The sequence below is a fragment of the Paenibacillus sp. EB106-06-01-XG199 genome, from assembly GCF_058791575.1.
In genome coordinates this window covers 61,549-83,097 of sequence record NZ_JBYTDQ010000008.1, presented here as the reverse complement: position 1 = coordinate 83,097, position 21,549 = coordinate 61,549, and the positions used below count along the sequence as shown (strand labels likewise).

At 50.7% G+C, this 21,549-nt stretch carries 17 protein-coding genes; 3 read left to right on the top strand and 14 right to left on the bottom strand.

All coding sequences use genetic code 11. The features are described from left to right. Nucleotides 1-78: 78 nt before the first annotated feature. From AC3WT9_RS25450 to AC3WT9_RS25440, 3 genes are read right to left on the bottom strand one after another with little or no spacing between them, the layout of a single operon-like run. Entirely contained in the window at nt 79-1,386 is a 1,308-nt protein-coding gene (locus AC3WT9_RS25450; protein WP_341089933.1) for an ABC transporter substrate-binding protein, read from the bottom strand. A gap of 58 nt (nt 1,387-1,444) precedes the next feature. Beyond that, nucleotides 1,445-2,278: a carbohydrate ABC transporter permease gene (locus AC3WT9_RS25445; RefSeq protein ID WP_038586231.1), complete on the bottom strand. Its 834-nt coding sequence runs from the start codon at nt 2,276-2,278 to the stop codon at nt 1,445-1,447. Beyond that, nucleotides 2,278-3,159, bottom strand: coding sequence for a carbohydrate ABC transporter permease (locus tag AC3WT9_RS25440; protein ID WP_038586228.1), 882 nt, complete (start codon nt 3,157-3,159; stop codon nt 2,278-2,280). Before AC3WT9_RS25440 ends, AC3WT9_RS25445 begins: the two co-directional genes overlap by 1 nt. A gap of 133 nt (nt 3,160-3,292) precedes the next feature. Here AC3WT9_RS25440 and AC3WT9_RS25435 point away from each other — a divergent pair, with 133 nt between their 5' ends. Together AC3WT9_RS25435 and AC3WT9_RS25430 are read left to right on the top strand one after the other, a co-directional pair. Beyond that, on the top strand, nt 3,293-5,116 hold the full coding sequence (locus AC3WT9_RS25435) for a cache domain-containing sensor histidine kinase (RefSeq protein ID WP_341377362.1): 1,824 nt from the start codon (nt 3,293-3,295) through the stop codon (nt 5,114-5,116). After that, nucleotides 5,113-6,774: a helix-turn-helix domain-containing protein gene (locus tag AC3WT9_RS25430; protein ID WP_492408077.1), complete on the top strand. Its 1,662-nt coding sequence runs from the start codon at nt 5,113-5,115 to the stop codon at nt 6,772-6,774. The genes AC3WT9_RS25435 and AC3WT9_RS25430 overlap by 4 nt, the downstream gene beginning before the upstream one ends. A 983-nt stretch (nt 6,775-7,757) precedes the next feature. Here AC3WT9_RS25430 and AC3WT9_RS25425 read toward each other — a convergent pair. Next, entirely contained in the window at nt 7,758-8,924 is a 1,167-nt protein-coding gene (locus tag AC3WT9_RS25425; RefSeq protein WP_492408075.1) for an SGNH/GDSL hydrolase family protein, read from the bottom strand. Between the two features lie 204 nt (nt 8,925-9,128). After that, complete coding sequence (yicI, locus tag AC3WT9_RS25420) at nt 9,129-11,450, bottom strand: alpha-xylosidase (protein WP_492408073.1); 2,322 nt, start codon at nt 11,448-11,450, stop codon at nt 9,129-9,131. Between the two features lie 126 nt (nt 11,451-11,576). Here yicI and AC3WT9_RS25415 point away from each other — a divergent pair, with 126 nt between their 5' ends. After that, the gene (locus AC3WT9_RS25415) at nt 11,577-12,494 is read left to right on the top strand and encodes an AraC family transcriptional regulator (RefSeq protein WP_038586210.1); all 918 of its coding nucleotides are present in this window, start codon (nt 11,577-11,579) and stop codon (nt 12,492-12,494) included. 62 nt (nt 12,495-12,556) lie between these two features. Here the strand turns inward: AC3WT9_RS25415 and AC3WT9_RS25410 are convergent, their stop codons facing one another. The 9 genes from AC3WT9_RS25410 to AC3WT9_RS25370 form a co-directional block, all read right to left on the bottom strand. After that, nucleotides 12,557-13,642, bottom strand: a complete 1,086-nt coding sequence (locus AC3WT9_RS25410; RefSeq protein ID WP_341089927.1) for an ABC transporter ATP-binding protein — start codon at nt 13,640-13,642, stop codon at nt 12,557-12,559. A gap of 14 nt (nt 13,643-13,656) precedes the next feature. Then, nucleotides 13,657-14,439 carry an ABC transporter permease gene (locus AC3WT9_RS25405; protein ID WP_038586204.1) on the bottom strand — a complete coding sequence of 261 codons (783 nt, stop codon included), beginning with the start codon at nt 14,437-14,439 and terminating at the stop codon, nt 13,657-13,659. Nucleotide 14,440: 1 nt separating this feature from the next. Continuing rightward, entirely contained in the window at nt 14,441-15,298 is an 858-nt protein-coding gene (locus AC3WT9_RS25400; RefSeq protein ID WP_038586199.1) for an ABC transporter permease, read from the bottom strand. Between the two features lie 37 nt (nt 15,299-15,335). Continuing rightward, nucleotides 15,336-16,409: an ABC transporter substrate-binding protein gene (locus AC3WT9_RS25395; protein ID WP_341089926.1), complete on the bottom strand. Its 1,074-nt coding sequence runs from the start codon at nt 16,407-16,409 to the stop codon at nt 15,336-15,338. Between the two features lie 45 nt (nt 16,410-16,454). Then, the gene (locus AC3WT9_RS25390; protein WP_342481139.1) at nt 16,455-17,624 is read right to left on the bottom strand and encodes an amidohydrolase family protein; all 1,170 of its coding nucleotides are present in this window, start codon (nt 17,622-17,624) and stop codon (nt 16,455-16,457) included. A gap of 248 nt (nt 17,625-17,872) precedes the next feature. After that, nucleotides 17,873-18,520 (bottom strand): GntR family transcriptional regulator, encoded by a 648-nt coding sequence (locus AC3WT9_RS25385; protein WP_492408069.1) that lies wholly within the window; start codon nt 18,518-18,520, stop codon nt 17,873-17,875. 163 nt (nt 18,521-18,683) lie between these two features. Next, complete coding sequence (locus tag AC3WT9_RS25380; RefSeq protein WP_342481138.1) at nt 18,684-20,807, bottom strand: class I SAM-dependent methyltransferase; 2,124 nt, start codon at nt 20,805-20,807, stop codon at nt 18,684-18,686. Between the two features lie 50 nt (nt 20,808-20,857). Next, the gene (locus AC3WT9_RS25375) at nt 20,858-21,115 is read right to left on the bottom strand and encodes a hypothetical protein (RefSeq protein WP_341089922.1); all 258 of its coding nucleotides are present in this window, start codon (nt 21,113-21,115) and stop codon (nt 20,858-20,860) included. Then, entirely contained in the window at nt 21,097-21,432 is a 336-nt protein-coding gene (locus tag AC3WT9_RS25370; RefSeq protein ID WP_341089921.1) for a hypothetical protein, read from the bottom strand. The genes AC3WT9_RS25375 and AC3WT9_RS25370 overlap by 19 nt, the downstream gene beginning before the upstream one ends. Nucleotides 21,433-21,549: the final 117 nt, after the last annotated feature.

Here is a 21,549-nt window from a genome sequence, read left to right as displayed (position 1 = left end):
ATGAGTAGGACGGGGACGTCCGGCAATCCATTTTATCCAATTACGGCCCTTATAGGACTCTCTGTTTACGGTAAGACGTTATTTCTTCAGCTTGTCCCAAGCAGCCTGCATGCCCTTTTCCCAGCCGGCTTCGTCGACTTTATCGGCAATCAGCTGTTGAATGACACTTGCGAATTCCTGTGTTACGCCATCAGGGAATTTAGAGGATTGCAGACCATACACTTTGCCATCCTGTACATATTTCCATACATCCGAACCCAGCAGACCGATGTCTTCCGGAGTAGCTTCGATTGTGGATAAGGCAGGGATGAATTTCCATTTTTTAGTGATATATTCTTTACCCATATCGGAAGTTACCAGCCAGTTCAGGAATGTCTTAGCTTCTTCTTTCGAGCCGGATTCTTTGTTCACAACCAGGTTGGCAGGAATCCCAACAGTCAGCTTGTCATTTTTTGCGGCATCATCATTGATCGGCATAGGGAACATACCGATGTTCATGTCAGGTGTAATGTTGTCTACAAGTGTTTGTGCCCAGTTGCCTTCCTGCATCATAGCGGTTTCGCCGTTAGCGAACATCGCCAGGTGAGTGTTGGCATCAGTAGTCAATGGGTTCTTTTGTCCGTATTTCACAGTCAGCTTAAGCAGGTTGCTCCAATCTTTGAATACTGGGTTGCCCACGATCGTGGAGGTACCTGCGTTAAGTCCGCTGATGAATTCATCTACATTGTCTTGTTGTGCAAAAGCTACGCTGATGCCCTGGTTACCCAGCAGCCACCACTCTTGATACGCGTTGCCGAAAGGAATAACATCGATAGCCTGCAATTTCTTAGCTGCTTCTTCAAGCTCAGTGATTGTTTTTGGAGTTTCAGTAATGCCGGCTTTTTCGAACAGATCTTTGTTGTACACATAACCGATACCTTCAAGGTTCATTGGCATACCGTAGGTTTTGCCGTCTTTGGTCATTGGTTCAGCCGCCAAAGGAATCAGATCCTTCACCCAAGGCTGGTCGGACAGATCTTCCAATTTATCGCCCCACAGATCCATTTCGGCATAACCGCCGTTGGAGAAGATGTCAGGTGCATCGCCGGAAGCGAATTTGGTCTTCAGCGCTGCTGCATAGTCTGCGCCACCGCCGACAGTTTGGATATCCAGCTTGATGTTAGGATTTTCTTTTTCAAACTCAACCTTCAGCTCATTGAGGCCTTCAACGATTTCAGTCTTGAATTGGAAGATCTTAACCGTTTTAGTTTCGCCGCCTTTATTGCCAGCGCTTCCATTTTGAGCAGTATTTGAAGCCGTATTATTATTGTTGCCACCGCATGCCGCGAGCACAACAGACATCAGCAGGACGCTGGACATCATCAGTGCAGAACGTTTCTTCATCATTCTAGTTTCCCCCTTGAATAAATTTACTAGCCTTTATATTTGGAACGGGGGCCCGGTGTTAACCTTTCACCGAGCCAGCCGCTATTCCTTCAACAATGTAACGCTGCATAAACAGGTAGAATACTACGATTGGAGCTACACCAAGCGCAAGCGCCGGAAGCGCCATATCCCATTGCTTCGTGTACTGGCCGAAGAACGAGAAGGTTGCCAGCGGAATGGTCCGAAGTTCCGGTGCCTGAAGAATCAGGGACGGGAGCAGATAGTCATTCCAGATACCGAGTGCATTCAAGACGATCGTCGTCATTAGCATCGGTTTCAGCAGCGGAAGCACAATCCGGAAGAAAGCACTGATCGGATTACAGCCATCCACGGTTGCCGCTTCTTCAATCTCAAGAGGCACCGATTTGATGAAACCATGGAACAGGAAGATCGCCATCGGAACACTGATTCCCAGATTAGTAATAATGAGTCCGGCGAAGGAGTTATTAACTCCAATAATATTAACGACTTTCAGGATCGGAATCATAATTGTCTGGAAAGGAACCACCATTGCCGCTACGAACAGAAGCAGCAGAATCTGATTGAACCGCGTGTTGGCGCGAACCATGCGATAGGCAGCCATAGCGCTGAACAGCGAGATAAAGACAACACTGATTACTGTAACTATGATCGAATTGCGGAATGCTTCAGAGAAGCGGGCCAATTTCCACGCATTGGAATAGTTGGACCACATGAAGACTTCCGGCCAGCTTGCCGCGTCGCTTAGGATTTCCCCGAACGATTTCACCGAGTTCGCCAGCAAGAAATAAAACGGAGACAGGAAGAGCAGTGCCAGCAGGATCATGAATACTTCAATCCCGATATTCCATCTGCCTTTTGACTTTGCATTCATTAAGCTTCGACCTCCTTGCTCTTCGTAACACGGACCTGAATCACAGTAATAATCGCCACAATTACGAAGAACAGCAGCGCTTTTGCAGTACCCAGACCGTAACGGTTGTTCAGGAAGGCTTCATTATAAATATTCATTGCCACGGATTCCGTTGATTTGAATGGTCCGCCTTTCGTCAGGGAAAGGTTAAGGTCGAACATTTTGAAAGACCAGGAAATCGCCAGGAACAAACCGATGGTCACAGCAGGCATGATCAGCGGCACTACAATGTTGCGCAGTACCTGCATCCGGGAAGCCCCGTCAATCTCAGCTGCCTCCAGCACCTCTTTGGACACATTGCTGAGTGAAGCGATGTAGATTACCATCAGATAACCGGAAGACTGCCAGACAAAGACCATCACAATCGCCCAGAAGCCGGTTGTTGCATCACCGAGCCATGGAAGATTGAAGAAGGACCAGCCAGTCATACCCCCGAGTGTTGAGAACCCTTTGATGAAGATAAACTGCCATATAAAACCAAGCAACAATCCCCCGATAACATTCGGCATGAAGAAAATGGTACGGAGCATATTACGTGTTTTTAAAGGTTTGGTTAGCAGATAGGCCAGGAAAAAGCCCACTACATTGGTCAATATAACCCCCAGCACAGTAAATCTTACTGTAAACCAGAAGGACGACCAGAAATCCGGATCATTTGTAAAAATCGCTTTAAAGTTATCAAAGCCAACCCAGCTTACATTACCAGATACGCCGTTCCAGTCTGTAAAGGAATAATACATCCCCATTAGAAATGGAATAATCGTAATCAGGGTAAAGAACAATAAGGCCGGTCCGACGAAAAAAAGCTGTTGACCAAATTGGGACAACTTATTGCCGCGCATTTACCCGTCCCCCTTTCTTTTACTCACTTACTTGTTTATGATCTAAACATATTATCCGTTTTTTTGCGGACTCCTTACACCTACGCAAGTGATCTTTGAGGTGTAAAATATTGATCGGAAGTGACAAGAATTGATGAAATGGAATAATATCCGCACCAAGCTGATCGTTTTTTTACTCCTGCCAACATTAGTCTGTATTATGGCTACGATGTATATCAGCTATTCTTATACGACAGAGTCCTTAAGGACCCGGGCCGTGGATGAGAATAAGAATCTGCTGTATCAAGGCTACAAAAATATTAATAGTCTGATCCAGGAAGTGAGCCGGCTGTCTCTGATCGCCTATTCGGATTCTGACTTCTACCGCTTGCTTGAAGCCGGATACGACGACTTGACTGCCGATTTTTCGATCTATTCCTCGCTCAATTACATCTCGACCTCCATGCCTGATATTTCACAGGTGTATCTGTACGGCGTCAAAGACGGAAAGGCAACACTAGTAACACAAAATACGACACCCAAACGCTGGCAGGCAACCGCTCCTTATGCTGATTCCCAAAACACCGGCGTCTCCCAGGTAGCTGTGCAAAGCACTCACATGAGCACCGCCTACGGTGTGACTTCACCGTTTCCGCAGTTCACTTCAGAGCCGGTGTTCACGATGCATAGAAGAATTGAGAGAATCCCGTCCTCCAAGGTCCTCGGCTATTTGTCGGTGGATGTGAGACTGTCTGCACTTACCGACATTGTGGATCAATTGTATGAGCAGAATCAGGAGAACATCTTTCTGGTGGATGACAGCGGAACGCTGGTCTACAGCCACGATACCGCCGCTCTTGGCAAACCTCTGAATGCTACCTGGTATAATAAGCAGATTGCAGCGAATGACCGTGATCAAGGGTATTTTGAAGAAGGCGGGGCTGTATTTATTTATCAAAAAATCGAAAGTCCCGGTCTCAGCTGGACACTGGTGAAGCAAATTCCGGTATCCTACCTGTTCCGTGAAGCCAAGGAGGCGGCGCAAATCAATATCCTCCTGCTGGTCCTGCTGATGATTATGATTATTGCCTTAACGATTCTCATCTCTTTCAGGATCACGGCTCCAATCAAGCAGCTCAGCCGGTATATGGCCCAAGTTCAAACCGGTAATCTGGAGATTGACATCCGCCCAACAGGCAAGGATGAGATCGGTGTGGTGACTGAACATTTCCGCAATATGATGGATACCATTAACAACCTGATTTTGCGGGAATACCGGCTGGAGCTGTCCAATAAAACCAATGAGCTGAGGGCACTGCAGGCACAGATTAACCCGCATTTCCTGAACAATACGCTGCAGATTATCGGCACGCTTGCGCTTGAACTGAAGGTGCCGCAAATCTATGGCCTGCTCTCGGCCTTGGCCAAAATGATGCGGTACAGCATGTATAATGATGAGAAGATCGTGACCATCCAGAATGAGCTGGACCATGTCAAAGCTTATATTGAGCTGCAGAAGGAACGTTTTGAAAATAAGTTCAGTTTCCGCTACGATATGGAAGAATCGCTGCTCCATGCCCTGATGCCGAAGATGATTCTGCAGCCGATTGTAGAGAATTATTTCAAACACGGCTTTAATCTGTCCCGCAGTGACGGATTCATTGAGATCACAGCAGCCAAGCTGGAGTCGGGGCGAATGGAGATTAATATTCAGAATAACGGCCACTCCATCCCGCCGGCCCGGCTGGAAATGCTCCGCAAGGAGCTTCAGCAGCCCGGTTCACTGGACGTCGCCACACTGAAAAGCAGCGACAGCAAACGTGATGCTCCGGGCGCAGGCATCGGCCTGGGGAACGTGCTGGCGCGGCTGCGGCTGGTATGCGGGGATGACGCAGTCCTGACCGTGGACAATCTGGAAACAGGCGGAGTTATAGTCAGACTGGAAATTGAAATACTAGTGGAGAGTGAACGGATATGAAGGCGCTTATAGTAGATGATGAAGCAAGAGTCAGAAAAGCGGTAAGGCTCCTGGTCGACTGGGACGTCCATCACATTGATGAGATTCTGGAGGCGGGAAACGGCAATGAAGCGATTGAAGCCATTCGTGAGGCGAAACCGGCTCTAGTCATCATGGATATGATGATGGAATCGGGCAACGGAGTTGAGCTGATGACCTGGGTCAATGAATTCGCCGGAAACACCAAATTCATTGTGGTCAGCGGGCATAATGATTTTGACTTCGTACGCCAGACTGTCCGCAACGGCGGCATCGATTATATCCTCAAGCCGATTGAAGCTGAAGCGATCAATACTGCGGTCTCCAAGGCGGTAGCCGCCTGGCGGTCCGAGGAAGAGGAACGCAGCCAGCGGCAGCAGCAGAGCATCCGGCTGAATGAAATCAAACCAATTTACGGGGAGAAGCTGCTTTCGGCACTGATAGACGATCCCATCAATTCCGAAGCTTCGCTGCGCAGACTGGTAAGCGAGGGGGTTATTCCGGGGAATGCCGAATCCTCCCGGCTGATCCTGGTACAGACAGACAGCGGGAACAATCCGCTGCTGAAACGGTTCGGCGGTGACAGCGAGCTGCTCTATTACGCCATTGTGAACATCTGCAATGAATTCCTGCACCCGCAAAACAAGGGCATCGCCTTTCGCTATTGGGGCGGCCCTCCGGAGATCGCAATCATTCTGTGGGATGTGCAGGAATCTGTAGTGGAGCTGATCAGCCGGATCAATCAGGGCATTTACCGTACCCTGCAGTTCCGGATGCACTTTGGCATCAGCAATACAGGAAGCCTGCCGCACCGGCTGCCGATACAACGCACAGAAGCCGCCGAAGCATTGCTCCGGCGGAATTTGTTAAGTCATGAGGATTATTGCCATTTCCCTTCTTCAACCAATGCACACGGCAAGACCGTTAGTCCCTCCGGGGATGGCAGTGCCAGCCACGGATTTCCCGTCATCTTCGTCCATGTTCAGGAGGATTGGAAATTGGCTGTGATCAGCGGAAACAACGAAGCGCTGTCAGACGCGGCGCAGCATTGGACCCATGAACTAAGCCGAGGAGGTGTCATTACTCCCGAAATGCTGAATGCCTGGAAGGCCGATGTCCTGCTGTTCCGTACCCGGCTGGTGCGGGACGCTTTGGGCGTACGGGCAGACGCCGCTCTGGCAGAGCTGGAGCATGCCGACCAGTTGAACCCGGCTCCTTATACCAACGGATATTCCTTCTCCCTGTTTGCCTGGCGCGATTGGTCCTTTGCCCTGATGCAGCGCCTGTCGCAGGAGCTCTCGGCCAGACAGGTCAAAGAGAGCAATCCGATGTCAGACATCGTCCGGTACGTCGAGCAGAACTATGCTTCCGACCTCTCCCTGCAGGAGGTAGCCGGCAAATTCTACGTTAGCCGTGAATATGTCTCCCGCAAATTCAAACAGGAATACGGCATCAACTTCTCTGACTATATCGGCAACGTCCGCATTGAGAAGGCCAAGCTGCTACTGCAGAATCCCAACCTGAAGCTGTCGCAAATCTCGGAAATGGTCGGTTTCCATGATGTGAAATATTTCAGCAAGGTATTCAAGAAGCAGGTCGGCAGCTCCCCGAAGGACTACCGTATCCAGAAAAACATTTAAGCTTGCGGGAATTCTCGTAGAAGGTCTCTGTAGCTCTCTAATAGATCTCTATTGCTCTCTGTAGTTCTATGTAGTTCTATGTTTCTCTATGTAGTTCTCTGTAGCTCTTTGTAGTTCTTTGTAGCTCTTTGTAGCTCTATGTTTCTCTATGTAGCTCGCAGTAATCCGTAGTAACTGGGAGCATTTACACGATTCCGGAGGCTAACCGTCCATCCACCGGTGCGGTACTCCGACGTTCTAACAGGAATATGCAAACCGGAATACACCGTGAGAAACTGTAAGACCTCGCCAGGTCTTGTAAGATTGCCGTGAGATTCCGGTGAGTTCCTGGTGAGTTTCCGGTGAGATTCCAGTGAGTTCCCAATGAGTACCCGGTGAGTTCCCGGTGAGTTTCCGGTGAGTTCCCGGTGAGTACCCGGTGAGTTTCCGGTGAGTTTCCGGTGAGTTCCCGGTGAGTTCCTGGTGAGTTTCCGGTGAGTTCCCGGTGAGTTCCTGGTGAGTTTCCGGTGAGATTCGGAGACCACGAAATAGCGGTCCCTAAGGAAAACGGGCAACACGATTATACTTAGCGGGAAATCTCCCCGGTAATTTGCCCGAAATCCACCTTCCAGGAACATTAGTGGGAATTTCTCCCGGTATTTTCCAGCAGTTTGCCTGAGTTACGCCGAATCAGCAAATTTAGCGGGAGAAATTCCTGTTCCGCTTCGAGTTGACCTCATAGTCAAAGAAATAGCGGGTGCTATTCCCGCAATACGTGCGATCAGCACCCTACCCGCAGCGACGCTTACGTGTTCCGTTCACCGTCACATCTGGCGGCCAACTTGTGCCGTCTGCGGCCATACTCATCGGCGGCACCCTACCTCGAAACCACCGCCTATAGTCACAGCGCAGCCACCCGTCACCTGCGATCCTCACCCGTAGTCACTATTTTTCGTCTACGCTACGCCAGCTGACAACGCTGACCGGATACTCCGCTCCCCGCTTCAATACCATGCCAAAAAGGCTTCAGCAACGGCCTTCCCGGCGGTGCCGTTCGGATGCGGGTCATATTCGCCGCTCATGTACTCCGCTCTGATTCTATGCTCAGCCGGGGCCGGCATAGCCAGCACGGAGGCGATGTCAAACACGCGGCTGACACCAGCAGGCGGATTCGTGAGGATCGCCATATTGACCTTACGCCACGCCTGCTCCCGCTCTTCCGCAAAGTTGAATGGCGGCACGGTGCTCAGAATAATCTCCGCCCCTCCATTCGCCTCTTTGATCTTGGCGATAATATCGCTTAAATCCCTGAGCAGCTCCTCCGCCGAACGCTGGCCGATATCAAGATCATTGACCCCGAGCACGATGAGCACCTCATCCCCCTGCTTTGCTTTGTTCATCCACGGGCCATCTGCGGCTACATCATAAGCCCGGCCCCAGCCGGAGCCGATATTCCACAGTCCGTAATCCGTTCCCAGCCCCTCGGCAATCCGCGCAGCCCAATAGCTGTATTGATCCTTCTCTGTCCGTACCCCCTGCGTGATCGAATCGCCCAGGAACACCAGCTTCTTCACTACTTGTTTCTTGTAGCCGATATAGCTTGGCAGCACCAGCAGCTTGTCCGACAAGCTAAAAGCCTCTGCCGATTCCTGCCCGGCCAGATTCCCCGGCCCGTCATAGGCTGAGACCAGAATACCCTCCACGTTATAGGGTACTGTTTTTCCTGCCGACTCAGTCTTAATCGTCCAGGTGAACGCCAAATAATGTCCTTCCGGCAGTTCCAGCCTTGCTTCATCGCTCCAGAACGTTTCTCCAGCTCCAACCTGCTTCGTGCGGCTGCCCGCAAAGGTTAGCGGTACCGAAGTACCGGCAGTTACCGTTCCATCCGGAACGCTTCCTCCGTCTGAGACGTATGCCGCCTCAATGCTCCATTCCCCGCCCGGCTCGCTTCCGTTTGCTTCCTGCCCCAGATCCCAGGTCGAATCCACGCTGTTACTGTGCCAGAATTTAAGCGTCAGGCTGCCATTCTCCCGCAAACGGATGTATGTCCGGAAGGTATGGGTGAACGGCTCCGGTGAGTTCATGATATAGTTGGCCGCGCTCGATATTGCTGTAGCTGAAGAGTAGTCCGGCTGGCTGTACACCCCATTGTCTTCTATTATCCTTGTCATATGTAATCCTCCATTATTTAAGCATATCTTAGATCATCTTAAATTAATTACCGTGTGTTCACAGCATTCAACCTATCTTCACAGCATTCAACCTATCTTTCACATCATTGATCACGTACCCCTAAGCATCCAAAAAGCTCTCTGATGAAATCGGGGACAGAGGTCCCCTATCATCAGAGAGCTTAAATAATATGCTGTATAAACCTATTTCAGTGTAATGGTGAACGATACGGATTTGCTTCCGGCGTTTACCTTCACTGTAGTCTCATCCGCCTGATCTGCACCTTCTACGGAGGCGATAGCACCCAGATCCTTCACTGCCAGCGTGAATGCTTTGCCGCTGCCTTCAGCCGCTACCATTACAGTATTGCCTTTGCGTTCAGCCTTGACGGTCAGCTCAGGTGCGCCCTTGATGTCACGGACGGTTGCAGTCGTAGCAGCTCCGTCTTCCAGCGAGTACAGTCCGAATTTCACACCATCGGCAAAATCATAATCCGGACGGGTGTCCACACTGCCTGTTGCAAGCAGCGAGTTCTGACGGACGAACAGCGGCAGACTGAAGAAGTCATGTGTTTCCTTGCGCCATGATCCGCCCTGTACAGTTTCACCGCTAAGCAGGTGTGTCCAGCGTCCGGCAGGCAGATAGTATTTCACTTCGCCGTTCTCCTGGAAGATTGGAGCCACCAGCAGGGAATCACCCAGCATGTATTGACGATCCAGCACCTCGCAAGTCGGATCTTCCGGGAATTCCATCACCATTGCCCGCATCGAAGCCCAGCCTTCCTCATGCGCCTGACCGGCCACATCATACAGGTAAGGCATCAAGCTGCATTTGAGCTTGGTGAAGAAGCGGGTAACATCAACAGCTTCATCGTCGTAAGCCCAAGGCACACGGTACGAGGTGCTGCCGTGCAGACGGCTGTGGCTGGACAAGAGGCCAAACGCCAGCCAGCGTTTGAAGACATGCGCCGGAGCCGTGTTCTCGAAGCCGCCGATATCATGACTCCAGAAGCCGAAGCCGGACAGACCGAGGGACAAGCCGCCGCGAAGGCTTTCTGCCATTGATTCATAATCTGCGTAGCAGTCGCCGCCCCAGTGAACCGGGAACTGCTGCCCGCCGGCGGTCGCCGAGCGTGCGAATACTGCCGCTTCATTTTTGCCAAGCTTCTCTTCCAATACATCGAAGACAACCTTGTTGTACAGCTGAGTGTAGTAGTTGTGCATCTTCTGCGGGTCGGAGCCGTCAAAATACACAACATCCGTAGGAATCCGTTCGCCGAAGTCGGTTTTGAAGCTGTCTACGCCCATATCCACCAGGTCGCGCAAGTATCCGGCATACCACTCACAAGCCGCAGGGTTCGTGAAGTCCACAAGCCCCATGCCTGCTTGCCACAGGTCAGTTTGGTAAACATCACCGTTTGCTTTTTTGATCAGATAGCCGTTCTTTTTGCCTTCTTCAAACAGCGGCGAACGTTGTCCGATATAAGAGTTGATCCAGACGCAGATTTTCAGGCCTTTGTCCTTCAGGCGTTTCAGCATACCAACCGGGTCCGGGAATACGCGTGAGTCCCACTGGAAATCGGTCCATTGATATTCACGCATCCAGAAGCAGTCGAAATGGAAAACATGCAGCGGCAGATCACGCTCAGCCATACCTTCTACGAAGGAGTTAACTGTTGCTTCATCATAGTCGGTAGTGAACGAAGTCGTCAGCCACAGGCCGAAGGTCCATGCCGGAGGAAGCGCTGGCTTGCCGGTTAGAGAAGTATATTTGCTGATGACCTCTTTGATCGTAGGTCCCTCGATAACGAAGTATTCCAGGCTTTCGCCGGCTACGCTGAATTGGGCCTTTTTCACTTTTTCCGAACCGATTTCGTACGAAACCAGCTCAGGCTGGTTCACAAATACGCCGTAGCCTTTGCTTGTTACATAGAACGGAATGTTCTTGTACGCCTGCTCAGAGCTTGTGCCGCCGTCTTTGTTCCAGATATCAACAACCTGTCCGTTTTTGACAAAAGCGGTGAAGCGCTCACCCAGTCCATAGACGAATTCACCTACGCCGATATCCAGCTCTTCACGCATGAAGGTGTTGCCGTCCTGATCCGTGATGTAAGCCATTGATTTGTAACCGCTGCCTGTAATGCGCTCGTTGCCGCGGTAGAAATCCACAGACCACTGAGTGCCTTTGTTGATCACTACACGAAGTCCGCCGCTGATCAATACGGTTTGTTCATCAGTTTCTTCAATCTGTACGTGGTCTCCGGTTCCCTTGGTCAATTCGAAAGCCGGGCCGCGATCAATTACACCGTCATTATGAATGATCTTCACGCCTACCACACCCGGAAGCGGGGAATGGAATTTTACGGTCAGCAGCGTGGAGTTAAGGGTTGCTGCACGTCCTGTAATTGGAGTGGTTTGGGTAATTGCCGTCAAACCCTCTGAAGTTTTTTCTACTACATAGTTTTGTACTGCGCCGTTGATGTTGATTCCGTCGCGAACCAGCCAGAGGCCGTCTGTAAATTTCATGTGTGACTTGCCACCCTTCAATTTGGTGTTTATAGTTGCATTATAACGATAATAAAAACACAAAACTAATATAATATAGCTCATTTATAACACTATTCTGATGTTTTTATCGAAAGGGGCCCAATTATGGACCGCACATCACAACGTTTGCTTAAAGAAGACCGTGTGCATGGTGATGTTATGTTCCCGCTTGCCGCCTATTGGATTGAGCTTCCGGCCGGAACCCATGTCTTGGATACGCACTGGCATGAGGAGGCAGAGTTCTTTATGCTGCTGGAAGGCGAGATTCTGTTTCAGGTCGATACCGATTATTTCCCTCTCCGGGCCGGAGAGGCCGTATTCATCGAATCCGGCGATATTCATGCCGCCTACGTGCTGAAGGAAGGCCCTTGCAGGTTCTGTGCACTTGTCTTTCACCCCGATCTGCTCGCCAGCGCCCAGTATGATGCCATTCAGCATACAGTGATTCTGCCGCTGCAGGAGAAACGCCAAAGCTTCCCCAGACATCTTACACCGGAGATTGCCTGGCAGCAGGAATTGCTCCACCATCTCGAACGTTTGATGGAGGCATATGCTAATAAAATGCCCGGATTTGAGTCCTTTATGAAAGGGACTTTGCTTATCATGCTCTCGCAGATCGCGATTGAGGGCCGCTCCGTGAACCATACCCAGTCGGAGGGTGCGGATACAACCAAGATCAACCGGCTGAAGAAGGTCATCCTCTACATCCAGGACAACTACCAGGAACCGATACGAACCCGCGATTTGTCCGAGCTTATACCCATGAGCGAAGGACAGTTCTGCCGCTTCTTCAAGGCAATGACCCGCAAGACGCCGGTGGATTACATTAATTCCTACCGGATCCGCCAGGCCGCGGATCTGCTGCAGCAAAGCGACCGCAAAATATCCGACATCGCCATGGATGTCGGATTCGATAATGTCAGCTATTTCATTAAAGTGTTCCGCAAGGCGATGAAATGTTCGCCTTCAGAGTTCCGCAAAGGGGCAGTACAGGGTGCCGGGCAGTCGCAGCTGTATCCGTGAGATGAATAAGCCTTGATGAAGGGTTACGGAGCCACGCGGCATGCGGGACCCTTCCTGACATATCAGAAGGTAAGCGTTTCGTGAACCGGCCACTCGACCACCGCTTCTTCGCCTACCCGCAGATCAAGCTCTCTTCTCGTGTTCTGCAGCCGGATAATAAATTGCTGGTCCAGCGACTTGATTACAACTCCGATCAGATAGGAAGAACCGGAGTAGTTGATAAAGGCTACTTCACCCGCCAGTGTATTCAGCCCATGCCCGGGTACCGGATGGGGCTCCGGGCTTTTACGCCGCACAGAAACAGCCTCCGGCCGGACCATAACATATGTCGGAGCGCTCCCGTTCCCGGTTTTCTCCGCAGAAATGGGGTTTCCCTTCGCCAGTTCGAAACGCCACATGCCTTCTGATTCCATGACATTGGTGATCGGAAACAAGTTCGATTCTCCCACAAAATCGGCCACGAACGGGTCCGCTGGGTGCATATAAATCTGCTGCGGCGTTCCGGTCTGCACGATATTCCCACCGTTCATTACGGCAATACGGTCAGAGATGACCATCGCTTCCTCCTGATCATGAGTAACAAAGATCCCGGTAAAACCATACTCCCGCTGCAGTACGCGGATTTCAATTCCCAGCGCCTGACGCAGCTTGGCATCTAGATTACTGAGCGGCTCATCGAACAATACAAGCGGCGGTTTAAGCACAAGAGTCCGCGCCAGCGCAACCCGCTGCTGCTGTCCGCCGGACATTTGCGCGGGGAACCGTTCTGCAAAATCGTTCAGCCGCACGGAATGCAGAGCCGCCTCCACGCGTTCTCTGATTTCCGGTTTCGGCACACCGTGACGCTTCAGTCCAAAAGCTACATTTTCAAAAACGCTTAAGTGGGGGAAAAGGGCATAATTCTGGAAGACGAGTCCAATGTTCCTTTTATGCGGAGCAATGTTTGTGAGTTCTCTGCCATCCAGCCGGATTGAGCCCGAGGTCGGATCATGCATGCCTGCAATCATGCGCAGGGTTGTCGTTTTCCCGCACCCGCTCGGTCCGAGAAGCGACAGCATCTCACCGCTCTCTACAGTAACATTCAGATTGTTGACTACGGGTTTTTGCCCGTATTTTTTTACGAGATTTTCGATGATCAGTTGGCTCATGGTGTGCCTCCCCGCTATGTTTTTTTGCCCCACCGCATAATGCCGATCCCCAGCAGCCCAATCAGAATCGTGCCTGTAATAATAATGGAAGATACCGCAGCCAGCGAAGGTGACAGATTGAACTGAATGTCCGAATAAATGGTCATCGGCAGCGTGTTAATGCCAGGACCCGTAAGGAATAAGGCGATAACCAGTTCATCAAAGGAAAGCACTAGACTAAGGAACGCACTCGCGAGCAGCGAGGGTCTGGCAAACGGAAGTGTCACCAGGAAGAAGGTTTTTAGCGGCGAAGCGCCAAGAATGATCGAAGCCTCTTCCACCGACCGTTCCATCCGCGAGAATCCGGCCAGCATGGTCCGCACGACATAAGGAATAATTAAGATGATATGGGCGAGCAGCAATCTCAGGAAGAACATCCGTATGCCCAGATAGCTGAAGAAAATCAGCAGGCCGATGCCGAACAGCAGCGTCGGAATAACCAGAGGGGACAGAAACAGCCCCTGCAGCGCATTCTTCAGCCGAAATTCAAACCGCTGTATGGCGTAGGCGATCATCGTCCCAAGCGGCAGCGCAAACAGCGTAGTCAAAACAGCCAGCTTGATGCTGGTCAGGAAAGGTCCGGTGTACCTCCCGCCTGTCAGCACCTCTTCATACCATCGCAGGGAGAAGCCTTTGGGAGGAAACACCAGAAACTCACCGGAATTAAAGGATGAAATGAGGATGACAAGCAGCGGTGCCATAATAAATAGATAGATTAGAGTATTTACTATAGTAAGGAGCGGAAATTTCCTTCTCATATCAAACGACTCCTCCCGGCTTCCTGCCGCTAAGCATCCGTCTGTAGAGACTGGTTACCCCAAGCATGGTCAGCAGTAAAATGACGCCCATAGCAGAAGCATAAGGCCAGTTAAGCAGGTTAATTGTCTGGTTGTAGATTTCTGTAGCCATCAGCTTCACCTTGGCCCCCCCGATCAGGGACGGGGTGACGAAAAAGCTTAATGTAATTGAGAAAACAAGCAATGTTCCAGCAATAATCCCCTGTTTGGAGAGCGGCAGGGTGACGAACCAGAATACCTTTGTTTTCGATGCACCCAGATTAGCGGCCGCACTTTCGAGATTGCGGTCCATGCCTTCCAGCACCGAGTAAAGAACGAGCACCATATAAGGAAGCATGACATGCACCAAAGCAATAATCACACCCGCAGGCGTATACAATAGCTCAAGCGGTTCCTGGATCAACCCTATTCCGAGCAGGAATTGATTCAGAATTCCTTTGCGGCCCAGAATAATAATCCAGCCGAAGTTGCGGATCACGGCGCTTGTCAACAGAGGGAGCGCGATTAAGATGAGCAGCAGAAAACGGTGTTTGGGCTGAGCCCGGGATACCCCATACGCGAGGCAGTATCCCAGAATCAGACAGATGAAGCTTACGGCAACGCCGATATACACCGAACGCCAGAGCATTTGCAGATAAAACGGATCTGTGAAGAATCTTCCGTATTGCTGCCAGACGAACGCCGCTTCCATGGCTCCGGATGAGTCCGTTTGATAAAAGCTGAGCATCAGCAGCCGGGCAAGCGGGAGGACAAACACCAGCAGGAAAATTATCAGCCCGGGAGCCAGCAGAATCCAGTAAGGGGGAATGCGTTTCAGCATGGCATTGCAGCTCCCTTCAAATAGTAATGATGCAGTGCTACTGTGAAATCAATTTGCTCCACTTCTCCATCCAATCTGCCTTGTTGTTGTTCACCTGCGCCAAATCAAGATGAATCAGGCCGTTAAACGTATCTTCGCCATTCGGAAGAATGCCTTTCAGATCATCGGACAACTCTGTCTGGCTATGGGTCGGGGAATAGCCGCCACCCTCAGCAGTCAGCTTCTGAATCTCCGGACGCAGCAGGAAGTCTATATATTTCCGGGCAAGCTCAGGGTTCGGGCTGCCTTTCACCACTTGGGCAGTAATATAGATGCCAACGGCTCCCTCCTTGGGAATCGCAAAGTTAATGGGAATTCCCTGTTTGCCAAACGTATAGGCATAACCAGAATCGAACGGGGCTATAACCGCCTCATCCTGGGCGAACAAATTGCCGACTTCGGGACTGGATTTCACAATTGCCGCGGCATTGGGCAGCAAAGTCTTGATTGCATCAAGTCCGGGCTGAATATTATCTTCTCCGCCGCCGTTCATCTTGGCGAGGGCTACCAGGAACTGATTGCCGTAGGTGTTGGAGATATCAACCAAACCGACTTGTCCTTTATATTCTTCCTTCCACAGATCATTCCACGAGGCTGGAGGAGTTGGGATTGCATCACGGTTATAAATCATGCCAAGAGCTTCATAGCCGAAGGTAGGTCCATAGCCTTCAGCACTGCGAGCTTCCGGGTACAGCTGGTCCAGGTTCTCCATCTGCTCCGGGTCGAGCTTCATAATCAGATCCTCTTTGGCTGCAATCTGCTCCTGTCCGCCTGAGAACAGCACCACATCAATGGTTTGATTGTTCTTCTCCGCACGAATCTTGGCCAGCGCATCTGCCGAATACAACGTTACGACTTCAACCTCGGCATTGTACTCCTCTTCAAATTGTTTGATGTAGGCACGCTGGGTTTCTTCAATCGCTCCGCCGAAAGAGGTGACCACCAGCTTGCCGCCGGAAGGCTTGTCCGTGGCTGCCGCCGCTGGAGCATCCTTACCTGAACTGCAGGCTGTCGCCGTAATCAGAAGTGTCAGTATACCTGCCGCAGCTTTTCCATAGAACCATTTCCGCATCACACATATCCCCTTATCGTTCAGATGATGGTATATTCCTTTGGTTTAGCCGTTTGATCTTTCGCCCCAGTTGCGGATATACAGATTGCGTGCATTTTCCGAGAGAACCAGGCCAGCCGCAGTATAAGCATATTCTTCATCAATAATTCCATCTGTCACCAGATCCGTTAGCATTTTACCCAGCTCTTTCTTGATCATCCGGCCACCCAGCCAGCTGACTTCGGGAATCGTAAAACCGTCGGAGCCGTACATCACTTTCGTAAAAGGAGCCATTTCAAAGATTTGCCGCAGCTTCGGCTGCACGCCTATGCTGCTGAAGGGAATCATGGAGGACAAGTCGAGATACACATTATGATACTGATTGACCAGGTAACCGGCTTCTTCAACAAACGGATATGCGGTATGAATGAAAATAATCTTTACAGCCTGATAGTGCGGATCACTGACAATGCTGTGCATCAGCAGCGGACTTGCGAGCTTCACATCCAGCAGCGGGGCATCCCCTGCTCCCGAATGCATCTGAATTGGAATGTCATATTCCATGCACAGCTCGAACGCGAGCAGTACGAGATAGTCACGGACATCTTTTTCGGCTTCAGTATTGTCCGGCGATTCCAGGAACCGGCTGTAGCTGGCTGCGGCCCGGCTCTTGCTGATCTTGTTTATTTTCAGTCCGGTATGGTAGGCAATTACGGTCTTAAAAGCAATAGTCCCCCGATTCTCCACCTCGTCCCGCAGCTCCCGGAGGTAGGTCTCTTCCAATTCCCCGAAGGGTACCTTCTCCTCGAACAGCCGGTGATAGGTAGCTTCCACCCGGTGAATACGGCGGGTCGGAATGGATGACGAGGTCTGATGGAACCAGTCAAGCTCATCCTGGGCCAACCGCGACCCCATAACCGGGAAACCGTAGTCCACCAGCAGTGATTCCAATCCTACATCCTTGAAAAGCATGTCTACATATTCTTTGGGATTGGCTCGATAACGCTGATTACGCTGCAGGATTAGTTCGTCATCCGTCACGCGGGGATCAAGCCCAAGCAGCTGGATTATCTCTTTACGGACAATTTTGAATAACAGAGTGTTTCGGGTGTCGCGGCTCTTGGGGGGGATCAATGAGAGGGTGAAGCAATTATCGAAACTCTTCTTCTCTCTGGTCGGCATGAATGGATGACAATGGTCGTCAATGATGGGCAAGCGGCTGATATCAATCGTCATGGTAATCCCCCTTAATCTTTTGTAAACAAATTGTTTTTGTTATTGTATACAATAATACGTACAAGGATGATCCTTGTCAACAAAAGTTACATTAGGGGGATGAAAAGATATTTTTATCGGACTAAATGTAATATAACATGACGCACAACAAAAAAACCACTCGTTTACGCCCCAGCGTGGGCGCAACAAATGGCTTGTCCATACGATATCAATACGTTGTAAGCTGCAAAATGAACCTTTCAGTCTACCTACAGCTTATCGTTGTATCCGTAGTTCACCAGTTCATTTCTGGCTCTGTTCCAATTCTGCTGTGTATAATGCCTGGCTTTCTCGGAATCTTTAGCGATGATTGCATCGAGTATGAATTGATGCTCCTCTGTCGCCTTCTCCAAATTGACTCCCGCCACAAACCGGGTCTGAATTTGGTAGGTTTTGTGGAACAGCTTTTCCACATGATAAATGAGTAGCTTATTAGGGCACATGCGGTGCAGGGTCCGGTGAAATTCGATATCATATTCCTTCCACTGATGGAAGTTAGACAGACTTTTTTGCTCATTCATTCTGCCGACCAGCTCCGTAAGCTGGTTAACATGCTCAGAAGAAGGCTGTTGTGCAGCCAGATAAGCGATCATCCCCTCAACGGCTTCCATCATTTCGTAACATTCCTTTACATCTTCTGCTGTCAGCACACTGACATACGCACCTTTTCGAGGGTACACGGTCACAAATCCTTCTACGGACAACAGTCTGATCGCTTCTCTTACCGGAGTCCGGCTCATATCCAGCTTCTTGGCGTATTCTTCTTCTATAATGGGCTGGCCTTGGGTTAGCTGGTTCTCTTTGATATCCCGAAGAATGCTGTCGTATGCAATTTGCGCTTGGTTCTGCTTGCCCATATACACAGTCTCCTTCACCGGTCATGATCATCACAACAATACGCTGATTATAATACTATCTGAATACATCATCTGTAAAGTTGATCATCACTGCGAGGCAATTCGTCCCGCATCATTTCTACACGCTGCACACGCTGCTTCAGCCTTCCTGAGATCAATGCCCTTATGCTTTCCGGATCACAATAAAGCAGGTACTGTCCGGCAACGCCACCTCTTGACCGCTTTCGTCCATAACGACCACCCTGCCCTGCAGCGCCTCCGTATAACCCTCCTGCAAATAGTGCCGGAACACTTCAACCTTCGCCGGTTCGCCCAGACTGCGCTTTATAAAATCGGCATACTGGCCGGGAGTGAAATAGCCGAACTGTTCCTGGACCTCATGGATATACGCTTCTTCACCCCAAGTGTAGGTGTACAGAAATTCCATGGCATCATTTACAGGCATCAGCACCTCTTGTTCACCGGTCACCGCATACTGAATTTGACGTCCGGCAAAATCCTTGGCGTAACGTGCAAGCCAGGCCATTCCGTCCTCCTCCAGAAAGCGTACGCGGCGCTGATCACTCTCCGGCTCGCTCATAATCCCGTCGCGGATGATGATCACACCACCGGCCGACAGCACATCAAAGGCACTGCGCAGAGCTGCGGCCACTGTCCCGTGATTGAATTTGACGCCATCCAGTGGTACATACGAATACAGCTCATGCAGTATTGATGAGAAAATGACGGTGTCTACGCTGCCCGTGTCCACGAAATCCTTCAGATTCAGCGCATCGCCCTGCAGTACCTCCCAGCGGTGCCCTTCCCGCTGCTTGCGCTGCCGCAGCGCTTCAATCACATTGCTGGAAATATCAATGCCGACCGGAATGACATCCGGCATACGCGCTTCAATCAAATCCAGCAGCACACCTCCGCCGGGTCCGATATCCAGCACTTTGCTGCCGGTGACATACTCCAGAATCACTGCTTTATAATCACCTGTATCATTCATCTGGCTCAAATAGCTGTCCTCGTTATGGAACCGGTCAAAGGCATCGCGGCGCAGATCGAACAAGTCGAACAGCAGCAGTACTGCCCGTTCATACAAGGCTGACTTCTCGGCTTCCATACAGAATTCGATCAGCTTCTCCGCAGCAGGTGAAAATTCAAAATCAAAGAACACCGTATCCGGCAAGTGAGCCTGCCTACGGAGCCGGTGGGCAAGATGCGGATTACCGGAAGACATGGTTCCGCTCGTGATATCCTGCCAGGTTAATTCCGACAAATACTTCTCGATAATCCGCTTCTTGTACACATTGATCTTCTTCACGCCTTTATAGTCATAATGGAGCGAATTCATGACAGCCTCAAAGCTGATATGATTCAGACCGGAAAGTTCGGCGCCGCAGGCGGTCAAAGCTATCACTTTCAGGAATTGCTCCAGCGAGAAGGTCTGGAGTGCCGACTCCACATACCAGAAGGTTAGGGGCTCCAGCGGTTCCAGCAAGTACGGTTGAAATCCTTCGGACTCCAGCCTGCTCCATTCGCTGCCGAAATCCTCCCCTTTGGCAATCGGCCCCGATCGCATACGCTCCAGCCGTTCCTTCATCGGCAGCGGGACATCCAGAGCGCCTGATGCGATTGCCGCAATCAGCTCCATAACCTCCGCGCGCACCTCCTGCCACAGCTCGGGGGAAACGGCGGAAATGATGCAATGGTTCAGCGCGAACAGCAGCCGTTCCAGCTCATCTGCAGTCAGAAGCCCTTCCTCCACCATAGCCGACAATGGACGGTTAGCAGAAGGCGGAACCTCGCCGCGAATCTGCTGCCCGATCAGGCCGTGAGTTTCGATCAGCCGGTGTACGATCATCGTCTTCTCTGCATCTGCTACCCCTGCCGCCGTGAGCTGGCTCGCTTGCGTCTTATGCTCTGTTGCCGGATCTCCTCCGGCATGCCGTGAGTACAGCTGCGCTGAACCGATATTATGTACGAAACAATTAATGCCCTCCAGCTGCCACAACCGGCGCTGGCGGGAAGTTCCGCCTTTTGCCGTCTCCGACCAGACCAGTGTCTCCTCTGCCAGTTCCTTGATCCAGTAGGACAATGGCAGGCTATCCAGCAGGCGTAAGCTCCGCTCCACATAATCCAGCACAGGATTCTGTTCATCCAGTTCGCGCAGTGAATCCACCCGTTCCAGATTGACTATGGCTTGCTCCGCCTGAACAATATATTTCAGCCAGGGAAATGCCTCTGCGGGCAACTTTTCCCCTTCACGGTACGATTCAATCGCTTGCAATGATTTCAGCATGTGTATGCCTCCCTATGTAATTGAACAACTCTTTCTATACCATAGCCCTGCTACCGGCCATTTGAATCAAAATCGGCAGGAAGTATTCCGGCGTTCTCACCCGGAAGGGTCCGTTCCGCTTCTTGCTCCTCCCGCCACAACTGGCCAACAGCAAAATCGATTTCCGTCTCCTGCAATTCGTTTACAAGCGTCCTAAACTGATTAAGTGCGGGTTCGAGCATGGTTACATTGGGCGTATAATCGAGCATGCCCCATCCCAAGCAGCGGATGGCCCCCTCAATGGTTGTGTCTAAAACTCGGCCAGCCATATAATGAAATCCTTCTCATCTGATGTTCTTGCAATCCGCGATCCACTCAGTGCAAGTACGGATATCACTACGGAAAATAAGCCGTTTGAACACCTAATCTCCTGATCCGTCTCTGCGTCTGATCTTGTTATGGTATTCGCCATTTCGGACCACCCTTCAAATTCTCCCGAAGAATTTGCCGATACAACAAACAGCAAGCTTCCAAAGAGAGGCCTGCTGCTTGTCGTATCGTTTATTTTTACTGGCTCTGCAGGATAATCGTATTCTAACCTGCCAGAGTAAAACCTGGCAAGAAGACATGTTTGTGCTGTATCCAAATGTTCAAGTGGTCTCCAATTTAAGATTCCCCCATTTTGGGCGAGGACGTAACTGCGGTGAATATTTGGACTTCCGGCCGCTGTTGTCCCCAGATTTCTTGATTTGACCCGCTATAT

Excerpts from the sequence above, each read along its gene's own strand:
- AC3WT9_RS25380 (WP_342481138.1), bottom strand. The coding sequence starts at position 20,807 with ATGCTGAAATCATTGCAAGCGATTGAATCGTACCGTGAAGGGGAAAAG.
- AC3WT9_RS25425 (WP_492408075.1), bottom strand. The coding sequence starts at position 8,924 with ATGACAAGGATAATAGAAGACAATGGGGTGTACAGCCAGCCGGACTAC.
- AC3WT9_RS25410 (WP_341089927.1), bottom strand. The coding sequence starts at position 13,642 with ATGAGCCAACTGATCATCGAAAATCTCGTAAAAAAATACGGGCAAAAA.
- yicI (WP_492408073.1), bottom strand. The coding sequence starts at position 11,450 with ATGAAATTTACAGACGGCCTCTGGCTGGTTCGCGACGGAATCAACATC.
- AC3WT9_RS25375 (WP_341089922.1), bottom strand. The coding sequence starts at position 21,115 with ATGGCTGGCCGAGTTTTAGACACAACCATTGAGGGGGCCATCCGCTGC.
- AC3WT9_RS25435 (WP_341377362.1), top strand. The coding sequence starts at position 3,293 with ATGAAATGGAATAATATCCGCACCAAGCTGATCGTTTTTTTACTCCTG.
- AC3WT9_RS25430 (WP_492408077.1), top strand. The coding sequence starts at position 5,113 with ATGAAGGCGCTTATAGTAGATGATGAAGCAAGAGTCAGAAAAGCGGTA.
- AC3WT9_RS25390 (WP_342481139.1), bottom strand. The coding sequence starts at position 17,624 with ATGACGATTGATATCAGCCGCTTGCCCATCATTGACGACCATTGTCAT.
- AC3WT9_RS25440 (WP_038586228.1), bottom strand. The coding sequence starts at position 3,159 with ATGCGCGGCAATAAGTTGTCCCAATTTGGTCAACAGCTTTTTTTCGTC.
- AC3WT9_RS25395 (WP_341089926.1), bottom strand. The coding sequence starts at position 16,409 with ATGCGGAAATGGTTCTATGGAAAAGCTGCGGCAGGTATACTGACACTT.
- AC3WT9_RS25405 (WP_038586204.1), bottom strand. The coding sequence starts at position 14,439 with ATGAGAAGGAAATTTCCGCTCCTTACTATAGTAAATACTCTAATCTAT.
- AC3WT9_RS25415 (WP_038586210.1), top strand. The coding sequence starts at position 11,577 with ATGGACCGCACATCACAACGTTTGCTTAAAGAAGACCGTGTGCATGGT.
- AC3WT9_RS25445 (WP_038586231.1), bottom strand. The coding sequence starts at position 2,278 with ATGAATGCAAAGTCAAAAGGCAGATGGAATATCGGGATTGAAGTATTC.
- AC3WT9_RS25400 (WP_038586199.1), bottom strand. The coding sequence starts at position 15,298 with ATGCTGAAACGCATTCCCCCTTACTGGATTCTGCTGGCTCCCGGGCTG.
- AC3WT9_RS25385 (WP_492408069.1), bottom strand. The coding sequence starts at position 18,520 with ATGGGCAAGCAGAACCAAGCGCAAATTGCATACGACAGCATTCTTCGG.
- AC3WT9_RS25450 (WP_341089933.1), bottom strand. The coding sequence starts at position 1,386 with ATGATGAAGAAACGTTCTGCACTGATGATGTCCAGCGTCCTGCTGATG.